Raw genomic sequence first — 18743 nt, 5'->3', positions numbered from 1 at the left:
AGCATCTTGTCATCACGACAGCTTCCTGTCAATCACTTCCGTCGACACCCTGTCGCGGAAAGTCCCCGACCGCAGACAGGCCGCCGATGTCGCGGCCCCACGGCCCCGGCCTACCCTCGGCCCCATGACCCCTCAGCCGAACCCCGAGGTCGGGGCCGCCGTCAAGGCCGCCGACCGTGCGCATGTGTTCCACTCCTGGTCCGCGCAGGAGCTCATCGACCCGCTCGCCGTCGCCGGGGCGCAGGGGTCGTACTTCTGGGACTACGACGGCCGGCGCTACCTCGACTTCACCAGCGGCCTCGTCTACACCAACATCGGCTACCAGCACCCGAAGGTCGTCGCCGCGATCCAGGAGCAGGCGGCGCGGATGACGACGTTCGCGCCCGCGTTCGCGATCGAGGCGCGTTCGGAGGCGGCCCGGCTGATCGCGGAGCGCACCCCGGGCGACCTGGACAGGATCTTCTTCACCAACGGCGGCGCCGACGCCGTGGAGCACGCCCTGCGCATGGCGCGGCTGCACACCGGCCGCCCCAAGGTGCTCTCCGCGTACCGCTCGTACCACGGCGGCACCCAGCAGGCGGTCAACGTCACCGGCGACCCGCGCCGCTGGCCCTCCGACAGCGGCACCGCCGGGGTCGTGCGCTTCTGGGCGCCGTTCCTGTACCGCTCCCGCTTCTACGCCGAGACCGAGGAGCAGGAGTGCGCGCGGGCGCTGGAGCACCTGGAGACGACGATCGCCTTCGAGGGTCCTTCGACCGTCGCCGCGATCGTCCTGGAGACGATCCCGGGAACGGCGGGCATCATGCCGCCGCCCGCCGGTTACCTCGCGGGCGTGCGCGAGATCTGCGACAAGTACGGGATCGTCTTCGTCCTCGACGAGGTCATGGCCGGGTTCGGGCGGACCGGGAAGTGGTTCGCGGCGGACCTGTACGACGTCGTCCCGGACCTGATGACCTTCGCGAAGGGCGTGAACTCCGGGTACGTGCCGCTGGGCGGTGTCGCGATCTCCGGGGCGATCGCCGACACGTTCGGGAAGCGGCCGTACCCGGGCGGTCTGACGTACTCGGGGCACCCGCTGGCCTGCGCCGCCGCCGTCGCGACGATCAACGTCATGGAGGAGGAGGGGGTCGTCGAGAACGCGGCGGCCCTCGGCGCGTCCGTCGTCGGGCCGGGGCTGCGGGAGCTGGCCGAGCGGCACCCGAGCGTGGGCGAGGTCCGCGGGACCGGCATGTTCTGGGCGCTGGAACTGGTGCGCGACCGGGAGACCCGCGAGCCGCTGGTGCCGTACAACGCGTCCGGTGAGGCGAACGCCCCGATGGCGGCCTTCGCCGCCGCCGCGAAGGAGGCCGGGATCTGGCCCTTCGTGAACATGAACCGCACGCATGTGGTGCCGCCGTGCAACGCGAGCGAGGCGGAGCTGAAGGAGGGTCTCGCGGCGCTGGACGCGGCCCTGTCGGTGGCGGACGGCCACGTGGAGTGACCACCCCGCGAGGTCGGTGCGAACGGGCTCGAGGAGGTTCTCCCACGCGCCCGTTCGAACACCCCGGGACCCGTCCGAACGCGTAAGGTGGCGTGCCCGCGGACATCCGCGGGCACGCCACTCGAACGCGACGAGGGAGACGCCCCGACCATGCCCGGCTTCAGCGGCGGCGGTGCCGTGACCCGCAGCACCCTGCGGCAGCAGATCGCGGACGCGCTCCGTGACGAGGTGCTGGCCGGCCGGCTCCAGCCGGGGCAGGAGTTCACCGTCAAGGAGATCGCCGATCAGTACGGCGTGTCCGCGACCCCCGTCCGGGAGGCGCTGGTCGACCTGTCGGCGCAGGAACTGCTCGACGCCGACCAGCACCGGGGTTTCCGGGTGCACGAGTACTCCGCCGACGACTTCCGGGACATGATCGAGGCCCGCACCCTGGTGACCGACGGGATGTTCCGCGCGCTCACCGACGGCCACCTGGTCCACCTCCGGCCGGACGAGCCCCGGGTCGCCGCCGCCCTCGCCGGGGTGCGCAGGCGCGGCGAGGAGGCGCAGCGCGCGGCCCTCGCCGGGGAGGTCACCGTGCTGATCGGCTACGACCTGCGCTTCTGGCGCGAACTCGGGTCCGTGTTCGGCAACCCGTACCTCACCGACTTCCTGCACCGGCTGCGCGTGCAGACCTGGGTGTGCGTGGTGCAGCACCTGCGGCGACTGCCCGACCTGCGCGGGCACCTGTGGGCCGCGCACACCGATCTGGTCGACGCGCTGTCGCGCCGTGACACCGATACGGCCCGCGCGATCGTCGAGTCGTACAACACGCACGCGCTCTCCCTCGTGGAGGGGCTGACGGGCGGTGGTGTGGGTATGGGTAGGGGACCTGCACAAGGGTCGGCACAGGGGGAGCAGCCCGCGCCGGGCGCCGATACGCTTCCCTGACCACGACGACCATCCCGACGACCGTGCTGTGTGAGGAGCCCTCTTTGGCCTGTGACCTGTGGCTGGTACCGCTCGTCGACGTGTTGTGCCACACGCCCGACAATCCGTTCGCCGAGGAACTCGCGCAGTACAACGCGGTGCTCGCCGAGGCCGGCCTGCCGCCGGTGCCGGTGTACCAGTACATGCCGGGACTGACCGGCGAGGTGGCCCCGGTCGCGGGTTTCGACTACGACGCGCTGCACTTCCTGCGGCGGGTGTACCTGCTCCAGGTGTGCGGGCTGCCGGTCACCCCGGTGGACGAACTGGGCGGCGACTACGAGCAGTTGCTGGAGATGTTCGAGACGACGGCCCAGCAGTCCCACTTGGTGTGGCACTACGACCACGCGGGCGCGTACGTCCCCGTCGACTTCCCGCACCCGCTCGCCAACGACGAACTCCTCGCGGGCGGGGGCCCCTTGGGGTCGTCCCACGCGCTGCTGCGGGAGCTGGAGCTGGTCGCCCCGTCCCTCGGCATCGACCCGGCGAACCCCCCGGCCGCACCCGAGCCCCCGCGCGGTCCGACCGAGCTGGAGGAGCCGGCCGTCCCCGCCCCGTACGACCCCAGCCCCTTCGCCCGGGAACGCCACGTCTGGCTGGGCCTGCACGCGGCGGCCACACGGAGCCTGGCGCAGGGGTCGATGATCGTGTTCAGCTGAGGCTCACCGCATCGCGGAGAGTCCCTTCTGCAGGTCCTCCGCGTTCATGATCGGGGTCACCTCGACGCGGGCGTTCATCTCGGTGAAGAACGGTTCCCCGGTCGGAGGCAGTTCGGAGCTGTCCGCCAGGTCGAAGACCAGCAGGGCCGTACGCTGCCCGCCCACCGGTCCGAAGTACGCCGCTTCCGGCTGGAGCCGGTCGAGCGCCTCCTTCATCACCTCGGGCATCTTCCCGCTGCGGATGAGCTCGTTCGTCTTCTCCGTGTCCATGGTCGCCTTGAGCAGCACGCGCATCGCACTCACCTTCTTCTGGTCGACGCACGCGGCATCCACGGCTTCAGGCTATGCCCGTTCACCGGCGCCCGCGCGGGCGCCGGTGAGGGGCGGGTCCGGCTACAGGAACGAGTTGATCTCGATCGTCTCGTCACGGCCCGGGCCCACGCCGATCGCGGAGATCGGGGCGCCGGACATCTCCTCCAGGGCCTTGACGTACGCCTGGGCGTTCTTCGGCAGGTCGGAGAAGGACTTGGCGCCGGTGATGTCCTCGGACCAGCCCGGGAGCATCTCGTAGACCGGCTTCGCGTGGTGGAAGTCCGTCTGCGAGTACGGCAGCTCCTCGACGCGCTTGCCGTCGATCTCGTACGCCACGCAGACCGGGATCTGCTCCCAGCCGGTGAGGACGTCGAGCTTGGTGAGGAAGAAGTCGGTGAGGCCGTTGACGCGGGTGGCGTAGCGGGCGATCACCGCGTCGAACCAGCCGCAGCGGCGGTCGCGGCCGGTGGTGACACCGCGCTCGCCGCCGATGCGGCGCAGCGCCTCGCCGTCCTCGTCGAACAGCTCCGTCGGGAACGGTCCCGCGCCGACGCGGGTCGTGTACGCCTTCAGGATGCCGATGACCCGGCTGATCTTCGTCGGGCCCACGCCGGCACCCGTGCAGGCGCCGCCCGCGGTCGGGTTGGACGAGGTGACGAAGGGGTACGTGCCGTGGTCGATGTCGAGCAGCGTGCCCTGGCCGCCCTCGAAGAGGACCACCTTGTCCTGCTCCAGCGCCTGGTTCAGCACCAGCACCGTGTCGGCGACGTACGGGGCGAGCTTGTCCGCGTAGCCCAGCAGCTCCTCGACCACCTGGTCGACGGCGATCGCGCGCCGGTTGTAGAACTTGGTGAGCATCTGGTTCTTGACGTCGAGGGCCGCTTCGACCTTCTGGGTGAGGATCGACTCGTCGTACAGGTCCTGGACGCGGATGCCGACGCGGTTGATCTTGTCGGCGTAGGTCGGGCCGATGCCCCGGCCCGTGGTGCCGATCTTGCGCTTGCCGAGGAAGCGCTCGGTCACCTTGTCCACCGTCACGTTGTACGGCGTGATGATGTGAGCGTTTCCGCTGATCAGGAGCTTCGACGTGTCGACGCCGCGCTCGTTCAGCCCGCTCAGCTCGGAGAACAGGACCGACGGGTCGACGACGACGCCGTTGCCGATGACCGGCGTGCAGCCGGGGGACAGGATTCCGGAAGGGAGCAGGTGGAGGGCGTACTTCTGGTCACCCACGACTACCGTGTGGCCGGCGTTGTTGCCGCCCTGGTAGCGCACCACATAGTCGACGGAACCACCGAGCAGGTCCGTCGCCTTTCCCTTGCCTTCGTCACCCCACTGAGCACCGAGCAGCACAAGTGCGGGCACGCGCGTACACCCCTTCCGGGCGGGGCATGTCCAAGGTCAAGGGCGCACACGGAGGATCACCGCCGCGTGCACCGCCGCGACCACCGTTGGCCGCCAACCGTCGGACCGGATGCCCCGGAATAGACGAAGCCCCTGGCGCAATAGCGCAAGGGGCTCTTGCACAAAGATGCTACCCGAGGAAGCGAGGCATGGCCGAGGTGGCGACTTCCAGGACCTTTTCCGCGACGTCCGATCAGCTCCTGGTGGTCATCGATCCGGTCGCCCGACGGGCGGACGGCGAGTCCGTCCGGATCGCGAAGGACGTGATCGGCGCGGGTGCGGCGGGCACGAAGGTGTGTCTGCCGGACGGCCCGGAGGAGTTCGCGCGGGCGCTGGCGCGGCGCGGGTCGCGGCGGCCGGTGGTGGTGGGCGACGACCGGGCCCTGGTGCGGGCGGTGACGCTGCTGCACCGGCGGCGGGAGCTGGCCGACTGCGCGCTGTCCCTGGTGCCGGTGGGGGGCGCGGTCTCCCTCGCCCGGTCGCTGGGGGTGCCGGCGGGTGCGGTGGCGGCGGCGCGGGCGGTGCTGGACGGGGCGGAGCGGCGGATGGACCTGCTGGTGGACGACAGCGACGGGGTGGTGCTCGGTGCGCTGCGGATCCCGCCGCTCGGCGGCACGGCGCGGGTGCGGGCGGCGGGCGGCGGGGCGGGGCGCCCGTGGCTGCGGACGTGCCGGTCGCTCGTACGGACCCTGGTGCCGGCCAGGCCGTCCGGTTCCGTCTCCGCGCCGGAAGCGGGGCCGGCGCGGCTGCGGGTGGAGGTCGACGGGGAGACGCTCGTCGATCTGGGGCAGCCGGTGACGGGCGTCTCCGTCGTGCCCGGCGCCCCGGGGAGTGCCCGGGTGGAGGTGCGTCCGGCGTCGGTGGGGGCGGAGGCGTCCCCGCTGTCGGCGGAGGGCCGCACGGTGACCGTGTCGGGCGCGCACTTCCGCTATCGCGCGGACGGGGTGGTGTCGGGACCGGTGCGGACGCGGACGTGGGTGGTGCGGGAAGGGGCCTGGGGGCTGACGGTGCCGGTGCGGTAGCGGCCGCGCCAGGGGCGTGCCGGACCGGTCACGCCCGCCCGAACCGCTCCTCCCGGTGCACCCGCCAGCGCTCCATCATCGTCTCGATCTCCTTCTCCACGAACTCGAAGAAGGCCAGCGTCTCCGCCAGCCGCCGCCCCGCCGGGGTGTCCGCGCCCAGGCTGATGACGCCCTCGCGGAGGGCGTCCTCCCAGCGCTTGAGGACGGCCTCGCGGTTGGTGAGGGCCTCGTACCACTGGTCGCCGTGGACCCGGTACCGCTCCCGGCGGGAGCCGGGCTCGCGTTCGCGGGACACCATGTGCACCTGGGACAGGTAGCGCACCGCGCCGGACACCGCGGCCGGTGAGACCTTGAGCTGTTCGCCCAGCTCGGCGGAGGTCATGACCCCGGCGTCGGAGGCGAGCAGGGCGCCGAAGACGCGGGCGGGCATGCGCGACATGCCGGCCTCCACCATCTGCGCCGCGAAGTGCTCCACGAACCGTGAGACCGCCTCCGGGTCCCGGGCCGTCCCGCTCGGTTCCGCCATGCTCCGATCATCTCCCCTGCTCAGGCGCCATGGATGCCGTGGATCAAGTCTAGCCGCCGATTTATACGCTTCCTTAACTTCACAAATTTCTGAAAGAAGCGTACGTTCCGAAGCATGACGAAGGCCATCACCGTGTCCGGACTGCACAAGTCGTTCGGCCGGACCCACGCACTGGACGGTCTCGACCTGAGCGTCGAAACTGGCGAGGTCCACGGCTTCCTCGGCCCCAACGGCGCCGGCAAGTCGACCACCATCCGCGTCCTGCTCGGCCTGCTGCGCGCCGACTCGGGCGCCGCCCAGGTGCTCGGGCACGATCCGTGGGCGGACGCGGTCGAGCTGCACCGCCGTCTCGCCTACGTCCCCGGCGACGTCGAGCTGTGGCCCGGCCTCACCGGCGGTGAGGCCATCGACCTGCTCGCGCGGTTGCGTGGAGGGGGCCGCGCGGAGCGCGTCAGGCAGGGTGGTGGTGGGCGACGGGCGGGCGGCATCGACAAGCGGCGCCGCGCCGACCTCATCGAGCGCTTCGACCTGGACCCGACCAAGAAGGGCCGGGCCTACTCCAAGGGCAACCGGCAGAAGGTCGCCATCGTCGCCGCGCTCGCCTCCGACGCCGAACTGCTGCTCCTCGACGAACCGACCGCGGGCCTGGACCCGCTCATGGAGGTCGTCTTCCAGGACGTCATCGTCGAGGCCAAGGCCGCGGGGAAGACCGTGCTGCTCTCCAGCCACATCCTGGCCCAGGTGGAGAAGCTCGCCGACCGGGTGAGCATCATCCGGCTCGGTCGGATCGTGCAGTCCGGCACGCTCGCCGAGATGCGGCATCTGACGCGTACGACGATCGAGGCCGAGACCGAGCGTCCGGCCACCGGCCTGGAGGCGCTGCCCGGCATCCACGACCTGCGCACCGTCGACGGCCGCGTCCGTTTCGCGGTCGACGGCGCCCGGGTCGACGGCGCGGTCCGCAAGCTCACCGAGTTCGGCATCCGCAGCCTGGTCAGCCACCCGCCGACCCTGGAGGAGCTCATGCTCCGCCACTACGGCGACGCGCTGACATCAGCGGCTGCCGCCGCGGGGACCGCCAACGGCCACCCCGGTAACGGCGACGGAGCCGTGAAATGACCGCCACCACCGCCGAGGCCCCCGCGCCCACCGCCCCCGCCACCGTCGGCGACACCCTGGCCGGGACCCGCACCCTGATGCGCTTCGCCCTGCGCAGGGACCGGATCCGGCTCCCCATGTGGATCCTGGCGCTGTTCCTCGGCACGCTCTCGACGGCGAACAGCTACAAGACCCTGTACGCCGACCCCGAGGACCGCGCCAACGTCGTCAGCACCATGGACAGTCCGGCCGGCCTCGCCATGTCGGGCCCACGCCACTACCTCGACGACTACAACTTCGGCTCCATGCTGGGCCACCAGATGATCGGCTTCATGGCCGTCCTCGTCGGGCTGATGAGCGTACTGATCATCACTCGGCACACCCGCGCCGAGGAGGAGACGGGCCGCGCCGAACTGGTGCGCTCGACGGCCGTGGGCCGCCACGCCCACCTCGCCGCCGCCCTGTCGGTCGCGATCCTCGCCAACCTGGTCCTGGCCCTGCTCCTGGCCCTCGGACTGTCCGGCATGGGTCTGGAGGGCGTCGACACCGCCGGGTCGCTGCTGTACGGCCTCACCCACGCGGCCGTCGGCATCGTCTTCGCCGCCGTCGCCGCGATCACCGCGCAGGTCACCGCGCACACCCGCGGCGCGAGCGGGACGGCCCTCGCGGTCATCGGCGTGGCGTTCGTGCTGCGCGCCGCCGGCGACAGCGGCTCCAGCGGCGCCCTGTCCTGGCTGTCCCCGATCGGCTGGGTGCAGCGCACCTACGTCTTCGTCGACAACCGCTGGTGGCCGCTGCTGCTGTGCGCCGCGCTCGCGGTGGCCTGCGCCGCGACGGGCTTCGTCCTCTCCACCCGGCGGGACGTGGGGGCGGGCCTGCGCCCGGAGAAGCTGGGCCGCCCGGTCGCCTCCGAGGCGCTGGGCACGCCGTTCGGCTTCGCGCTGCGGCTGCACCGCGGCATGCTGGCCGGCTTCGGCGCGGGCCTGTTCGTGATGGGCGCGATGTACGGCTCCATCCTCGGGGACGCCGAGGACATGCTGAAGGACATCGACCAGATCCAGGAGGCCCTGGACCGCATCGGCGGCGCCAGTGTCGCCGAGTCGTTCGCTTCGATGGTCATGGTGGTCATCACGGTGGTGGCGGCGGTGTACGTGGTGATGGCCGCCCTGCGGCCACGCTCGGAGGAGACCGCGGGCCGCGCGGAGCCCCTGCTGTCCACCGGCCTCTCGCGCACCCGCTGGGTCGGCGGCCACCTGGCCGTGGCGATGAGCGGCGGCACGCTCGTCCTGCTCCTCGCCGGGCTCGGCTTCGGTGTCTCGGGGGCGGCCTCGGCCGGCGACGGCGCACTGTTCCCGAAGCTGGTCGGCGCGGCTCTGGCCTACGCCCCCGCCCTGTGGGTGACCGTCGGTGTCGCCGTGGTCCTCTTCGGCTGGTTCCCGCGCGCGAGCGCGGCGGCCTGGATCGTGCCGGTGTACGCCTTCGTCGTCGGCTACCTCGGCCAGCTCCTCCAGTTCCCGGACTGGATGAACAACCTCTCCCCCTTCGGCCACGTCCCGCGGCTGCCCGCGGCGGACATGTCCTGGACCCCGATGCTGCTCCTGACCCTCGTCGCGGCGGGACTGGTGTGGCTGGGCCTGGAGGGCTTCCGCCGCCGGGACCTGGAGACGAAGTAGGAACAGGAGGGGGCATGACGACGTGACGGGACCCGTCAGTCCATGTACGGCTTGAGCTCCTCGGTGTCGAATTCGATGCCGACGGGGTCGGGAAGCACGACCCTCTTGCCCAACTGGCGCTTCTGGACGTTCCGGTAGCCGACCACCGGGTCCGGGTCGCTGTGTACGAGGACCGAGCGACGGTCGCGGTCGATCAGCAGGTAGACGGGGATCCCGGATTCGGCGTAGGCCTGGGGCTTCTCCACACGGTCGCGATCGTGCGTGTCCGAGTCGAAGGAGGTGACCTCCACCGCCATCAGCACGCCTTTGGTGTCCGCCCAGTCTCCCTGCCCCGCGAAGTGGGCGACGGGGGCGAGCACCGCGTCCGGCAGGGCCCGGCCCTTGCGGTAGGACTCCACCTTCAGTCCCTGCACCGGGCTGAGATCGAGTTCGGGCCTGGCCTGCATGCACTGACGGACCAGCCACATGATGATCGCGCCGTGATTGCCGTTGGTCACTTTCCTGAGCCCGATCCGTCCGTTGATGAACTCGAACCTGACGGTCTCGTCCTCACGCTCGGCGAACTCGGCGATCCGCTCGAACATGTCCACCGACAACTGGGATGACGCGCGTTCTGCCATAACCGTCATGGTGCCTCCCTCCGCAGGCGGGCACCAGCTTGCCGAGCCATCCACGTCCCTCACCGGAAGTCGGCCGGTGATCATCCGAACGGGTGATCACCCCACCTCCACGGCCAGCCCCTCCAACCCCCTGATCACGAAGTTCGGCTTCCGCTGCGGCTCCGCCGCGAGCCGCAGCCCCGGTGCCTTCTCCAGCAGCGCCGTCATCGACGCCGCCAGCTCGATACGGGCCAGGGGCGCGCCGATGCAGTAGTGGATGCCGGCGCTGAAGGAGATGTGCGGGTTGTCGGCGCGGGTCAGGTCCAGGCGCTCCGGGTCGGTGAAGACCGCCGGGTCGTGGTTGGCGGAGCCGAAGAGCATCGCGATCTCCGCGCCCCTCGGGATCACCCGGCCGTCGATCTCGATCTCGTCGAGGACCCAGCGTTCGAAGAGCTGGAGCGGGGTGTCGTAGCGCATCAGCTCCTCGACGGCGGACGGGACGAGGGAGTGGTCCGCGCGCAGGGCGGCGAGCTGGTCGGGGTTGCGGAACAGGGCCCACCAGCCGTTGACCGTGGAGTTCACGGTGGCCTCGTGGCCCGCGTTCAGCAGCAGGACGCAGGTGGAGATCATCTCCTGCTCGGTGAGCCGGTCGTCCTCGTCGTGGGCGGCGATCAGGCCCGAGATCAGGTCGTCGCCGGGGTTCTCGCGGCGTTCGGCGATCAGGCCGCGCAGGTAGTCGGAGAACTCGACCGACGCCCGGACCGCCTTCGTCGCCGTCTCCTCCGGCGGGTTCAGCTCGTACATGCCGCAGATCTCCGCCGACCAGGGGCGCAGCGGGGCCCGGTCGGACTCCGGGATGCCGAGCATCTCGGCGATCACCGCGACCGGCAGCGGCTCGGCGACGTCCTTGAGCAGGTCGCCGCCGCCCGCCTCGACCAGCGCGGACACCAGGTCGTCCGCGAGTCCGCGGACGTACGGCTTGAGGCGCTCCACCGTGCGCGGGGTGAACGCCTTCGACACCAGGCGGCGGATGCGGGTGTGGTCCGGCGGTTCGAGGTCGAGCATGCCGTGGTCGTTGAGGGTGTGGAACGGCTCGTGCTCCGGCGGCGGGGCGGTGCGGCCGAACTCCTCGTGGGTGAAGCGGTGCTGGTACGTCCGTCCCAGGCGCCGGTCGCGCAGCAGTGCCGAGACGTCGGCGTGGTACGGGACCAGCCACTGGTTCGTCGGCTCGAACCAGTGCACCCGCCCGCGTTCGCGCAGCTCGGCGTAGGCGGGGTACGGGTCGGCGACGAACGCGGGGTCCCACGGGTCGAACGCGAGGTCGTCAAGGGCTGCCATGAACGGACGTTAGCCCGGCACCCCGCCCCCTGGCCAGGGTCAGCCGGGGGTGACCAGCCGCGCCTCGTAGGCGAACACCGCCGCCTGGGTGCGGTCGCGCAGGCCCAGTTTCACCAGGATGCGGCTGACGTGGGTCTTGATCGTGGACTCGGCGACCACCAGCCGTCCGGCGATCTCCGCGTTGGACAGGCCCTGCGCGATCAGCACCAGCACCTCCGTCTCCCGCTCGGTGAGGTCGCCGTACGCCGCCTGCGCGGACGGCATCAGGCGCGGGGCCTCGGACAGCTTGGAGAACTCGGTGATCAGGCGCCTGGTGACGGTCGGGGCGAGCAGCGCCTCGCCGGCCGCGACGACCCGTACGCCGTCGGCGAGCTGGCGGGCGGAGGCGTCCTTGAGGAGGAAGCCGGAGGCGCCCGCGCGCAGCGCCTGGTAGACGTACTCGTCGAGGTCGAAGGTGGTGAGCACCAGCACCTTCGCCGCGCCGTCGGCGGCGACGATCTCCCGGGTCGCCTCGATGCCGTTCAGCTCGGGCATGCGGATGTCCATGAGGACGACGTCGGGGGCGAGCTCGCGGACCCGCTCCACCGCCTCCCGGCCGTTGACGGCCTCGCCGACGACCTCGATGTCGGGCATCGCGCCCAGCAGGACCGAGAAGCCCTCGCGCACCATCATCTGGTCGTCCACGATCAGGACACGGATCGTCATGCGTCACCTTCGTTCACCGTGGCGACCGGCAGGAACACGGCGACCTCGTAGCCTCCGTCGTCCGTCGGTCCCGCCGTCATCTCGCCGTTCAGCATGGTGACCCGCTCGCGCATGCCGGTGATGCCGTGGCCGGCTCCGATCGGAGGGGGCGGGCGAAGCCCTCCTTCAGGGGTGGTGGCCGGGTGGCGGGCGGGCTTGATCAGGTTCGGGGCGGGTGCCGGGTCGTTCACGACGCGCACGCCGAGGCCGCCGAGGACGTACCCGATCTCCACGCGGGCGCTCGCGCCGGGCGCGTGCCGCAGGCTGTTGCTCAGCGCCTCCTGCACGATCCGGTACGCCGACAGCTCCACCCCCTGCGGCAGCTCCCGCACCGCGCCGGTCACCACCTTCTCCACCCGCAGCCCCGCGTCGCGCACGTTGACGAGCAGGGCGTCCAGGTCGGCGAGGGTGGGCTGCGGGGCGTCCGGGGCCTGGTAGTCCTCGGCGCGGACCACTCCGAGGATGCGGCGCAGCTCGGTGAGGGCGGCCACCGCGTTCTCCCGGATGGTGACGAAGGCGCGCTCCAGCTCCGGCGGCGGGTTCTCCACCCGGTACGGCGCGGCCTCGGCCTGGATGGCGACCACCGACATGTGGTGGGCCACCACGTCGTGCAGCTCGCGGGCGATGGTGGTGCGCTCCTCCAGCAGGGTGCGCCGGGAGCGTTCGTGCGCGGTGACGGTCTGCTGGGCGGTCACCTCCTGCTGGGCGGTGTGCCGGACGTGCCAGAGACAGACCACGAGCAGGGCGAACGCGGACGTCACCATCATGGGCGCGCTGTTGGTGTAGTAGTACGACCCGCCGAAGAAGACGTCCGAGAGGAAGGCGTACGCGGCGGTCAGGACCCACATCCAGGCGGCGGTGCGGGGCCTGGTGCGCAGCGCCACGACGACCAGCACGGCCAGGTGGCAGACGAACGCGCCGGGCATCCACGGCCAGTCCCCTCCGTCACCGTTGGTGATCGCGACCACCGGGGTCACGGCGAGGGACAGCCAGAACGCGCCGACCGGCCGGACGAGTGTGGCGAGCACCGGGAGTGCGCACAGGGCGCCGGTCAGCAGGGCCGGTGCGTCACCGCCGGGCAGACCGCCGCCCACCGCGCCCACGCACAGGGCGAGCAGCGCGACCGCGCCCACCACCGCGTGCGGGAGGTGCTGCCCGGCCGACCGCAGCCGGCCGGGCAGCCGGCGCACGAACGGGCCGTCCGTGCGCCGGGGCGGCAGCGGGCGGTAGGCGAAGGGGTCACGGAACAGGTCCTGGCGCAGTCCCCGCAGGGCGTTCTGGGCCAGCCGGTATTCCGGGCTGCGGGTCCCGGCCCCGTGCTGCTGGTGAGTCGTCTCGGTCACGCTCACACGGTAGGCCGACCGGGTGAGGGCGGTCGTCCCCGCTGAGACGGGTTCCCGGGCGTCCGTCTCAGGTACTACGCGGGCCGCGCGCCGGGGCACCCGTCAGTATCCGGAGGGACGCACCAGCCCCGACTCGTACGCGAACACCGCCGCCTGGGTGCGGTCCCGCAGGCCCAGTTTCACCAGGATGCGGCCGACGTGCGTCTTCACGGTCTGCTCGGCCACCACGAGACGTACCGCTATCTCCGCGTTGGACAGGCCCTGCGCGATCAGCGCGAGCACCTCCGTCTCGCGTTCGGTGAGGTCGCCCACGCGCTGCTTGAGGGGGCTGCGGGGGCGGGCGTCCAGCCGGGAGAACTCGGCGATCAGCCGACGGGTGACGCCGGGCGCGAGGAGGGCGTCACCGGCCGCCACCACCCGTACCGCCTCGGCGAGCTGGTCGGCGGAGGCGTCCTTCAGCAGGAACCCGGACGCCCCGGCGCGCAGCGCCTCGTACACGTACTCGTCGAGGTCGAAGGTGGTCAGGACGAGCACCCTGACGTCCGGGGTGGCGTCGGTGATGAGGGCGGTGGCCTCGATGCCGCCGAGTTCGGGCATGCGGATGTCCATCAGGACGACGTCCGGGGCGAGTTCGGCGACCCGAGCGACCGCGTCCACCCCGTTCACCGCCTGGCCGACGACCTCGATGTCGGGCTGCGTGTTGAGGAGCACGGTGAAGCCCTGCCGGACCATCTGCTGGTCGTCGGCGATCAGTACGCGGATCATGCGGTGCCGTCCTGGGGAGGGGGTTCGGTGGCGGGCGGGGCGGAGACCGGGAGGTAGGCGTCGACCTTGTAGCCCTTCCCGGCCCAGGGACCGGCCGTCAGTCTGCCGCCCAGCATGACGGCCCGTTCCCGCATGCCGAGCAGCCCGTGTCCGGCGCCGGCGGACGGCGGTGCCTCCCGGGTCGGGCCGGTGTTGACGACCGTCACCCGCAGCCCCCGCGGATCGTAGGCCAGGGTGACGTGGGCGGTCGCGCCGGGCGCGTGCCGCAGCACGTTGCTCAGCGCCTCCTGCACGATCCTGTACGCCGACAGCTCCACGCCGGGCGGCAGCGGGCGGTGTTCCCCGCTGGTCCCGGTGGTCACGGTCAGTCCGGCGGCGCGGGTGTTCTCCACCAGCGATTCGAGACGGTCGAGGGTGGGCTGCGGGGCGTCCGAGCGCTCGCCGGGGGCGGGGTGTTCGGAGCGCAGCACGTCGAGGACGCGGCGCAGCTCGGTCAGCGCCTCGACGGCGTTCTGCCGGATGCCGGCGAGGTTCTCCCTCAGCTCGTCGGGCGGGTCCTGGACCAGGTGCGGGGCGACCTGCGCCTGGATGGAGATCACCGACATGTGGTGGGCGACCACGTCGTGCAGCTCCCGGGCGATCCGGCTGCGTTCCTCCAGGAGGGTGCGGCGGGCGCGTTCCTCGGCGGTGAGGGTGGTCTGCCGGCCGAGTTCGGCGCGGGCCTCGCGGCGGCCGCGCAGGGCGATGCCGAGGACGACGGCGACGGCGAACAGGACGACGGCGGTCTGGCCGGTGGACGAGTAGTTCCACGCGCCCCAGAGTCCCTGGAGGACATAGGTGAGCAGGGCCGTCACAGTCAGCGCCTCGACGGAGACGCGGGTGGGCACGCGCAGGGCGAGCAGCAGCAGCACGAGCAGGTGGGCCGCGATCCCCCAGGCGTGCCAGGGCCATGGGAATCCGTCGATCTGGCCGGCCATCAGCATGCGGCGCGCCAGGACGGCACCCGCCAGCGAAGCGGTGAGCGACAACCACAGCGCCGGCACCGGACGCCGCAGCGCGAGAACGGCCGCCCCGCACTGTCCGACCGCGATCATCAGGGCGTTACTGTGGCCGATCTTCCCGTACCCCTGGAGCTGGTTCAGATCGCCGAAGAAGATGACGAACGCGGCCAGGCACACGAATCCGTGCGGCACCCAGCGCAGCCACATCGACGGGGGCAGCGGGTCCGAACGCACCGTCAGCAGGTCGTCCCGCAGCACGCCCAGCCACCGCCGAGCCGACCCCGCCCCCTTGTCCGTCACGCGGTCCAGCCTAGACATGCCGTACTCCCTTCTCCGTCGGCCGGTGGGTGCGGACCACCCGGGACCGGCCGCCGCCCGCCCGTTCCCAGGACCGGAACGCCGCCCAGCAGACCGTGAGGGCGAGGACGAACACCGGCAGCCACAGCAGCCGGGCGGCGACCCAGCCGAGGCCGTCGGGGACGGTGTGCAGGCCGGGGAGGCGGCCGGCGAGGAGGCCGGTGGCGGTGGTCGCCATCAGGGCGGTCTGGTGCCAGAGGAAGATCGTCATCGCGGAGAGGTTGACCAGCGCCACCGCCGCCCACGCCACGGGACGCCGCATCGCGCCGCGCAGCCGGTCCCGCAGCAGCAGTGCCAGCCCGCACTGGGCGAGGCCGAAGGTGACGGCGGCCAGCGTCGGCGGGTTGAGGTTGGAGACCCCGGCGCCCGGGACGCCGACCATCGACGCCGGGTAGCCGGCCCAGGCGACGAGCGCGGCCGTGACGGCCGTACTGGAGAGGAGAAGGACCCAGCCGGTCCTACGGCGTTCCAGCTCGCCCCGTGTCCAGGCCGCGCCCAGGGTGTACGGCACCAGCCAGCCGGCCGCCAGGTTCAGCCAGCCGAGCCCGTCGGGGGCGCCGAGGCCGAAGCGGAGCAGGTCGACGTGGAGGACGACGGCGAGCGGCCACAGCGGGTGGAGCCGGGCGAGGAGCGGGGTCGCGGCGGTGAGGGCGGCGAAGACCAGCAGGAACCACATCGGCGACAGGGCCAGCTTCACCAGCGTGCGCACGGTGGCGTACTCGGCGCCGGAGAGCAGCAGGGCGGTCGCGACGGCCGTCCACAGGGTGAGGACGGCGGCGACCGGTGTGAACAGCCGGGCCAGCCGGCCGTGCAGCCAGCGGTGGTACGGGATGCCGCGGGCGCGGGAGGAGGCGTACCCGCGGGTCGCCACATGCCCGCCGACCAGGAAGAACACGGCGAGGGTCTGGAACGCCCAGGAGACGGGGGCCAGCCACGGCAGGTGCTGGAGCGGGCTGGCCGTGTGCAGGGTGCGGCCGTCCGCGACGAGGGCGGTGACCAGCCAGTGGCCGAGGACGACACCGAGGATGGCGCCGGCGCGCAGGGCGTCCACGGCACGGTCGCGGTGGCCGGGGGTGGCGGCGTCGACGCGTCCGGCGGCGGCACGTACCGCGGTGGTGAGGCGGCTCATGAGGTCACCGCCCGGGTCTCGCCGAGGACGATCCGGGTGAGGTTGGCCAGGGAGGTGGAGCCGGGGTCGAAGTAGTCGCTGTGGCCGCCGTCGCCGGCCGCGAAGACCCGGGCGCCGAAGGCCGGGGAGACGGGGTCGGTGCCGAAGCCGACGGTGGTGCCGAGGAGGCCGACGCTGAGGTGCGGGACGTTCCCGACCCAGTCGTCGGCGCCCCGGGCTGCCCAGATCCTGGCCCGGGTGTGCAGGCCGGCGGCGGTGTCGGAGCCGGTGCCGGGGCTGCCGAGGAGGGCGATGTCGTCGACGTCGAGACCGTCGGCGGCCTCGGCGCAGACGACGGAGCCATAGGAGTGGCAGAGGAGGGAGATGCGGGCGCCCGGCCCGGCGACGTCACGCAAGTCGCCGACGAGGCGCCGAAGTTCGGGGGCTGCTTCCTCCGCACGGTCGGTGGTGGCGGCGGTGGCGCTGACGGTGGCGGGGGTCTCGTAACCGAGCCAGGCCACGACGGCGGCCCGCGTACCGAGCCGCTCGTGCAGGGCGAGGGCGGCGGCACGGAACCGCCCGTAGGTGTCGATGCCGGTGTCGGAGCCGGGCACGAGGACGGCGACACGGTCGGCGTGCGCGAGGTCGCCGAGCACCTCGGTGACCAGCCCGGCGCCCCGCCCGTCGAAGTCCAGCAACTGCCGCCCGGCCAGCGCACGGTCGGCCCCGGCCCGCCGCCGGTTCCCGTACTCGGCGGCCATACGGGCGGCTTCCTCGGCGTTGGCCCGGTTGGCGGCGTAGACCGCGTCGAGGTTCGCCGCGGACGGCCCGGCAACCACGGCAGGCGAAGGCGCGGGCACCTGCGGCCGAGCCGCCCCGGCGAGGGGTACGGCGACCGCGCAGGCGACCAGCACCGCGAGCGCACTACGCCGCCACCGCACCGACGGCCTCCGCCGACCGTGGACAGTCGTGCCACCCCTCCCGCGGGGGTGCCCTGCGTCGAGGTCGACCGGGGGGTGTTCACGCAGCCCGGCGCTTGCGGGGTGCCTCCCCCACTCTCGGCTTCGCTCGAGCGGGGGGACCCCCATCGCCCACCCGTGCCGCCCCAGCGGCACGACTGCCCGCGCAAGCGCCGGCCCGCGCGCCCCACCCCCGGCCCGCGCCCCCGCCGGTTCCCCCTCGCGCCCGCGCACCATGGTGGTCGTACCTCCCCCTCCGCCCGCCCATCGGGCTCACCGGAAAAGGAAGTTACGGAGCGTCGCGGGTAACCCGCGTCCCACCAGGGGACTCACCTGCGGGGCAGCTCTCAGGTACTACGGGTATGACTGGCCGACCCCGTCAAAAGGGTTGCTCACCAGGCCAGTTGAGCGATCTCCTCCGCCACCACCGCACACGCGTCCGCCCCCGGATCGATCAGCGGAAAGTGCCCCACGTCCTCCAGCAACGTCACCCCCACCACCTCCCCCGCCTTCGCCGCCGCCTCCGCGTACGCCTCGGCGACCGCCTGCGGAACCACGTCATCGGTACGCCCCTGCACCAGGGTCGTGGCGATCCCGGTGGGCAGCAGCAGCCCGGGATCGGCATGCGGCCGACGCTCGGCGAAGCGGTCGTCGCCCCCGAGCAACTGCCGCGCCGCACCCCCGCACACACCCAGCTTGTCGGCGACCTCGAAGTCCGCGATCGGCGCGAGGGCGACGACGCCACGCAGCGGCGCGGGCCCGTCCGTCCGCCAGGGGGAACCGGCCGGCAGGACGTGCCGCGCGGCGGCCCACAACGCCAGGTGCCCACCGGCCGAGTGCCCGGTGAGCACGACCCTCCGCAGGTCGGCCCCCGGCACGCGCTCCCGTATCAGCCCCGGCAGCGCGTCCGTCGCGGCGGCGACGTCGTCGAAGGTGTCGGGCCACCGCCCCGCGACCGGATCACCACCGCCCGGCTCCCCCGCCCCGCGCCGGTATTCGACACTGGCCACGGCGAACCCCCGCCCGGCCAGGAAGGCCGCGAACGGGCTGATGTGGCGTCGGTCGTACGGCGCCCGCCAGGCACCGCCGTGCAGCACGACCACCACCGGCGCGGGCCCGCCCTCCCCACGCGGCGCGTAGAAGTCGACGATCTGGTCCGGGTCGTCGCCGTAGGCCGCCGTGGCGTCGGGGTCCACGGGCGGGTGGGAGAAGACCGACTCCTCCTCGGCGGCGGCCCGGGCGGCTGCGACGTCGTCCGTCATTGCTCCAACCTCTCAGCGACAGAACACGGGTGACGGTCCGACGGGAACGCGGCCGTTCGGCCGGGACGGTATCAGCACGCCCGCATGCGCCGACATGCGGATGTCACGCTCGGTCAGCGGACCCGGG

General features: G+C 72.5%; 18 protein-coding genes. 6 read left to right on the top strand and 12 right to left on the bottom strand.

Going from position 1 to position 18743, the window contains the following annotated elements; translation table 11 throughout:
• Positions 1 to 124: 124 nt before the first annotated feature.
• The 3 genes from ACZ62B_RS09185 (at position 125) to ACZ62B_RS09175 (ending at position 3105) form a co-directional block, all read left to right on the top strand.
• Positions 125 to 1480, top strand: a complete 1356-nt coding sequence (locus ACZ62B_RS09185; protein ID WP_468721704.1) for an aminotransferase class III-fold pyridoxal phosphate-dependent enzyme — start codon at positions 125 to 127, stop codon at positions 1478 to 1480.
• 150 nt (positions 1481 to 1630) lie between these two features.
• Positions 1631 to 2410 carry a GntR family transcriptional regulator gene (locus ACZ62B_RS09180; protein ID WP_344559821.1) on the top strand — a complete coding sequence of 260 codons (780 nt, stop codon included), beginning with the start codon at positions 1631 to 1633 and terminating at the stop codon, positions 2408 to 2410.
• 44 nt (positions 2411 to 2454) lie between these two features.
• Positions 2455 to 3105 (top strand): hypothetical protein, encoded by a 651-nt coding sequence (locus ACZ62B_RS09175; RefSeq protein ID WP_344559822.1) that lies wholly within the window; start codon positions 2455 to 2457, stop codon positions 3103 to 3105.
• Between the two features lie 3 nt (positions 3106 to 3108).
• Here the strand turns inward: ACZ62B_RS09175 and ACZ62B_RS09170 are convergent, their stop codons facing one another.
• Positions 3109 to 3399 (bottom strand): hypothetical protein, encoded by a 291-nt coding sequence (locus ACZ62B_RS09170; RefSeq protein ID WP_344559901.1) that lies wholly within the window; start codon positions 3397 to 3399, stop codon positions 3109 to 3111.
• A gap of 99 nt (positions 3400 to 3498) precedes the next feature.
• On the bottom strand, positions 3499 to 4782 hold the full coding sequence (locus tag ACZ62B_RS09165; protein WP_073933105.1) for an adenylosuccinate synthase: 1284 nt from the start codon (positions 4780 to 4782) through the stop codon (positions 3499 to 3501).
• 188 nt (positions 4783 to 4970) lie between these two features.
• On the opposite strand from ACZ62B_RS09165, the gene ACZ62B_RS09160 reads away from it, so the two are divergent.
• Positions 4971 to 5843: a diacylglycerol kinase gene (locus tag ACZ62B_RS09160; protein ID WP_468727352.1), complete on the top strand. Its 873-nt coding sequence runs from the start codon at positions 4971 to 4973 to the stop codon at positions 5841 to 5843.
• Between the two features lie 28 nt (positions 5844 to 5871).
• On the opposite strand, the gene ACZ62B_RS09155 is transcribed toward ACZ62B_RS09160, so the two are convergent.
• On the bottom strand, positions 5872 to 6369 hold the full coding sequence (locus ACZ62B_RS09155) for a GbsR/MarR family transcriptional regulator (RefSeq protein ID WP_468727350.1): 498 nt from the start codon (positions 6367 to 6369) through the stop codon (positions 5872 to 5874).
• 114 nt (positions 6370 to 6483) lie between these two features.
• Between ACZ62B_RS09155 and ACZ62B_RS09150 the strand changes: the two genes are divergently transcribed.
• Both ACZ62B_RS09150 and ACZ62B_RS09145 read left to right on the top strand, forming a co-directional pair.
• On the top strand, positions 6484 to 7488 hold the full coding sequence (locus tag ACZ62B_RS09150) for an ABC transporter ATP-binding protein (RefSeq protein ID WP_344559824.1): 1005 nt from the start codon (positions 6484 to 6486) through the stop codon (positions 7486 to 7488).
• Complete coding sequence (locus ACZ62B_RS09145; RefSeq protein ID WP_469689587.1) at positions 7485 to 9140, top strand: ABC transporter permease; 1656 nt, start codon at positions 7485 to 7487, stop codon at positions 9138 to 9140. Before ACZ62B_RS09150 ends, ACZ62B_RS09145 begins: the two co-directional genes overlap by 4 nt.
• Positions 9141 to 9175: 35 nt before the next feature.
• Here ACZ62B_RS09145 and ACZ62B_RS09140 read toward each other — a convergent pair whose 3' ends face one another.
• The 9 genes from ACZ62B_RS09140 to ACZ62B_RS09100 all read right to left on the bottom strand — a co-directional run bounded on the left by ACZ62B_RS09140 (position 9176) and on the right by ACZ62B_RS09100 (position 18616).
• A complete protein-coding gene (locus ACZ62B_RS09140) occupies positions 9176 to 9769 on the bottom strand; it encodes a Uma2 family endonuclease (protein WP_468727343.1) in 594 nt (197 codons plus the stop codon).
• Between the two features lie 87 nt (positions 9770 to 9856).
• Positions 9857 to 11077: a cytochrome P450 gene (locus tag ACZ62B_RS09135; protein ID WP_469689585.1), complete on the bottom strand. Its 1221-nt coding sequence runs from the start codon at positions 11075 to 11077 to the stop codon at positions 9857 to 9859.
• Between the two features lie 39 nt (positions 11078 to 11116).
• The gene (locus ACZ62B_RS09130) at positions 11117 to 11782 is read right to left on the bottom strand and encodes a response regulator transcription factor (RefSeq protein ID WP_344559828.1); all 666 of its coding nucleotides are present in this window, start codon (positions 11780 to 11782) and stop codon (positions 11117 to 11119) included.
• Positions 11779 to 13164: a sensor histidine kinase gene (locus ACZ62B_RS09125; RefSeq protein WP_469689583.1), complete on the bottom strand. Its 1386-nt coding sequence runs from the start codon at positions 13162 to 13164 to the stop codon at positions 11779 to 11781. The genes ACZ62B_RS09130 and ACZ62B_RS09125 overlap by 4 nt, the downstream gene beginning before the upstream one ends.
• Before the next feature lie 102 nt (positions 13165 to 13266).
• The gene (locus ACZ62B_RS09120) at positions 13267 to 13929 is read right to left on the bottom strand and encodes a response regulator transcription factor (protein WP_344559830.1); all 663 of its coding nucleotides are present in this window, start codon (positions 13927 to 13929) and stop codon (positions 13267 to 13269) included.
• Positions 13926 to 15248 carry a sensor histidine kinase gene (locus tag ACZ62B_RS09115; RefSeq protein ID WP_469689581.1) on the bottom strand — a complete coding sequence of 441 codons (1323 nt, stop codon included), beginning with the start codon at positions 15246 to 15248 and terminating at the stop codon, positions 13926 to 13928. Before ACZ62B_RS09115 ends, ACZ62B_RS09120 begins: the two co-directional genes overlap by 4 nt.
• Positions 15241 to 16416, bottom strand: coding sequence for an acyltransferase family protein (locus tag ACZ62B_RS09110; RefSeq protein ID WP_469689579.1), 1176 nt, complete (start codon positions 16414 to 16416; stop codon positions 15241 to 15243). The genes ACZ62B_RS09115 and ACZ62B_RS09110 overlap by 8 nt, the downstream gene beginning before the upstream one ends.
• On the bottom strand, positions 16413 to 17336 hold the full coding sequence (locus ACZ62B_RS09105) for an alpha/beta hydrolase (protein WP_469689578.1): 924 nt from the start codon (positions 17334 to 17336) through the stop codon (positions 16413 to 16415). Before ACZ62B_RS09105 ends, ACZ62B_RS09110 begins: the two co-directional genes overlap by 4 nt.
• A 410-nt stretch (positions 17337 to 17746) precedes the next feature.
• On the bottom strand, positions 17747 to 18616 hold the full coding sequence (locus ACZ62B_RS09100; protein ID WP_344559834.1) for an alpha/beta hydrolase: 870 nt from the start codon (positions 18614 to 18616) through the stop codon (positions 17747 to 17749).
• Positions 18617 to 18743 lie beyond the last annotated feature (127 nt).

The organism is Streptomyces sp. NPDC053426 (genome assembly GCF_055585405.1).
This window is presented reverse-complemented; position numbering and strand designations above follow the sequence as displayed.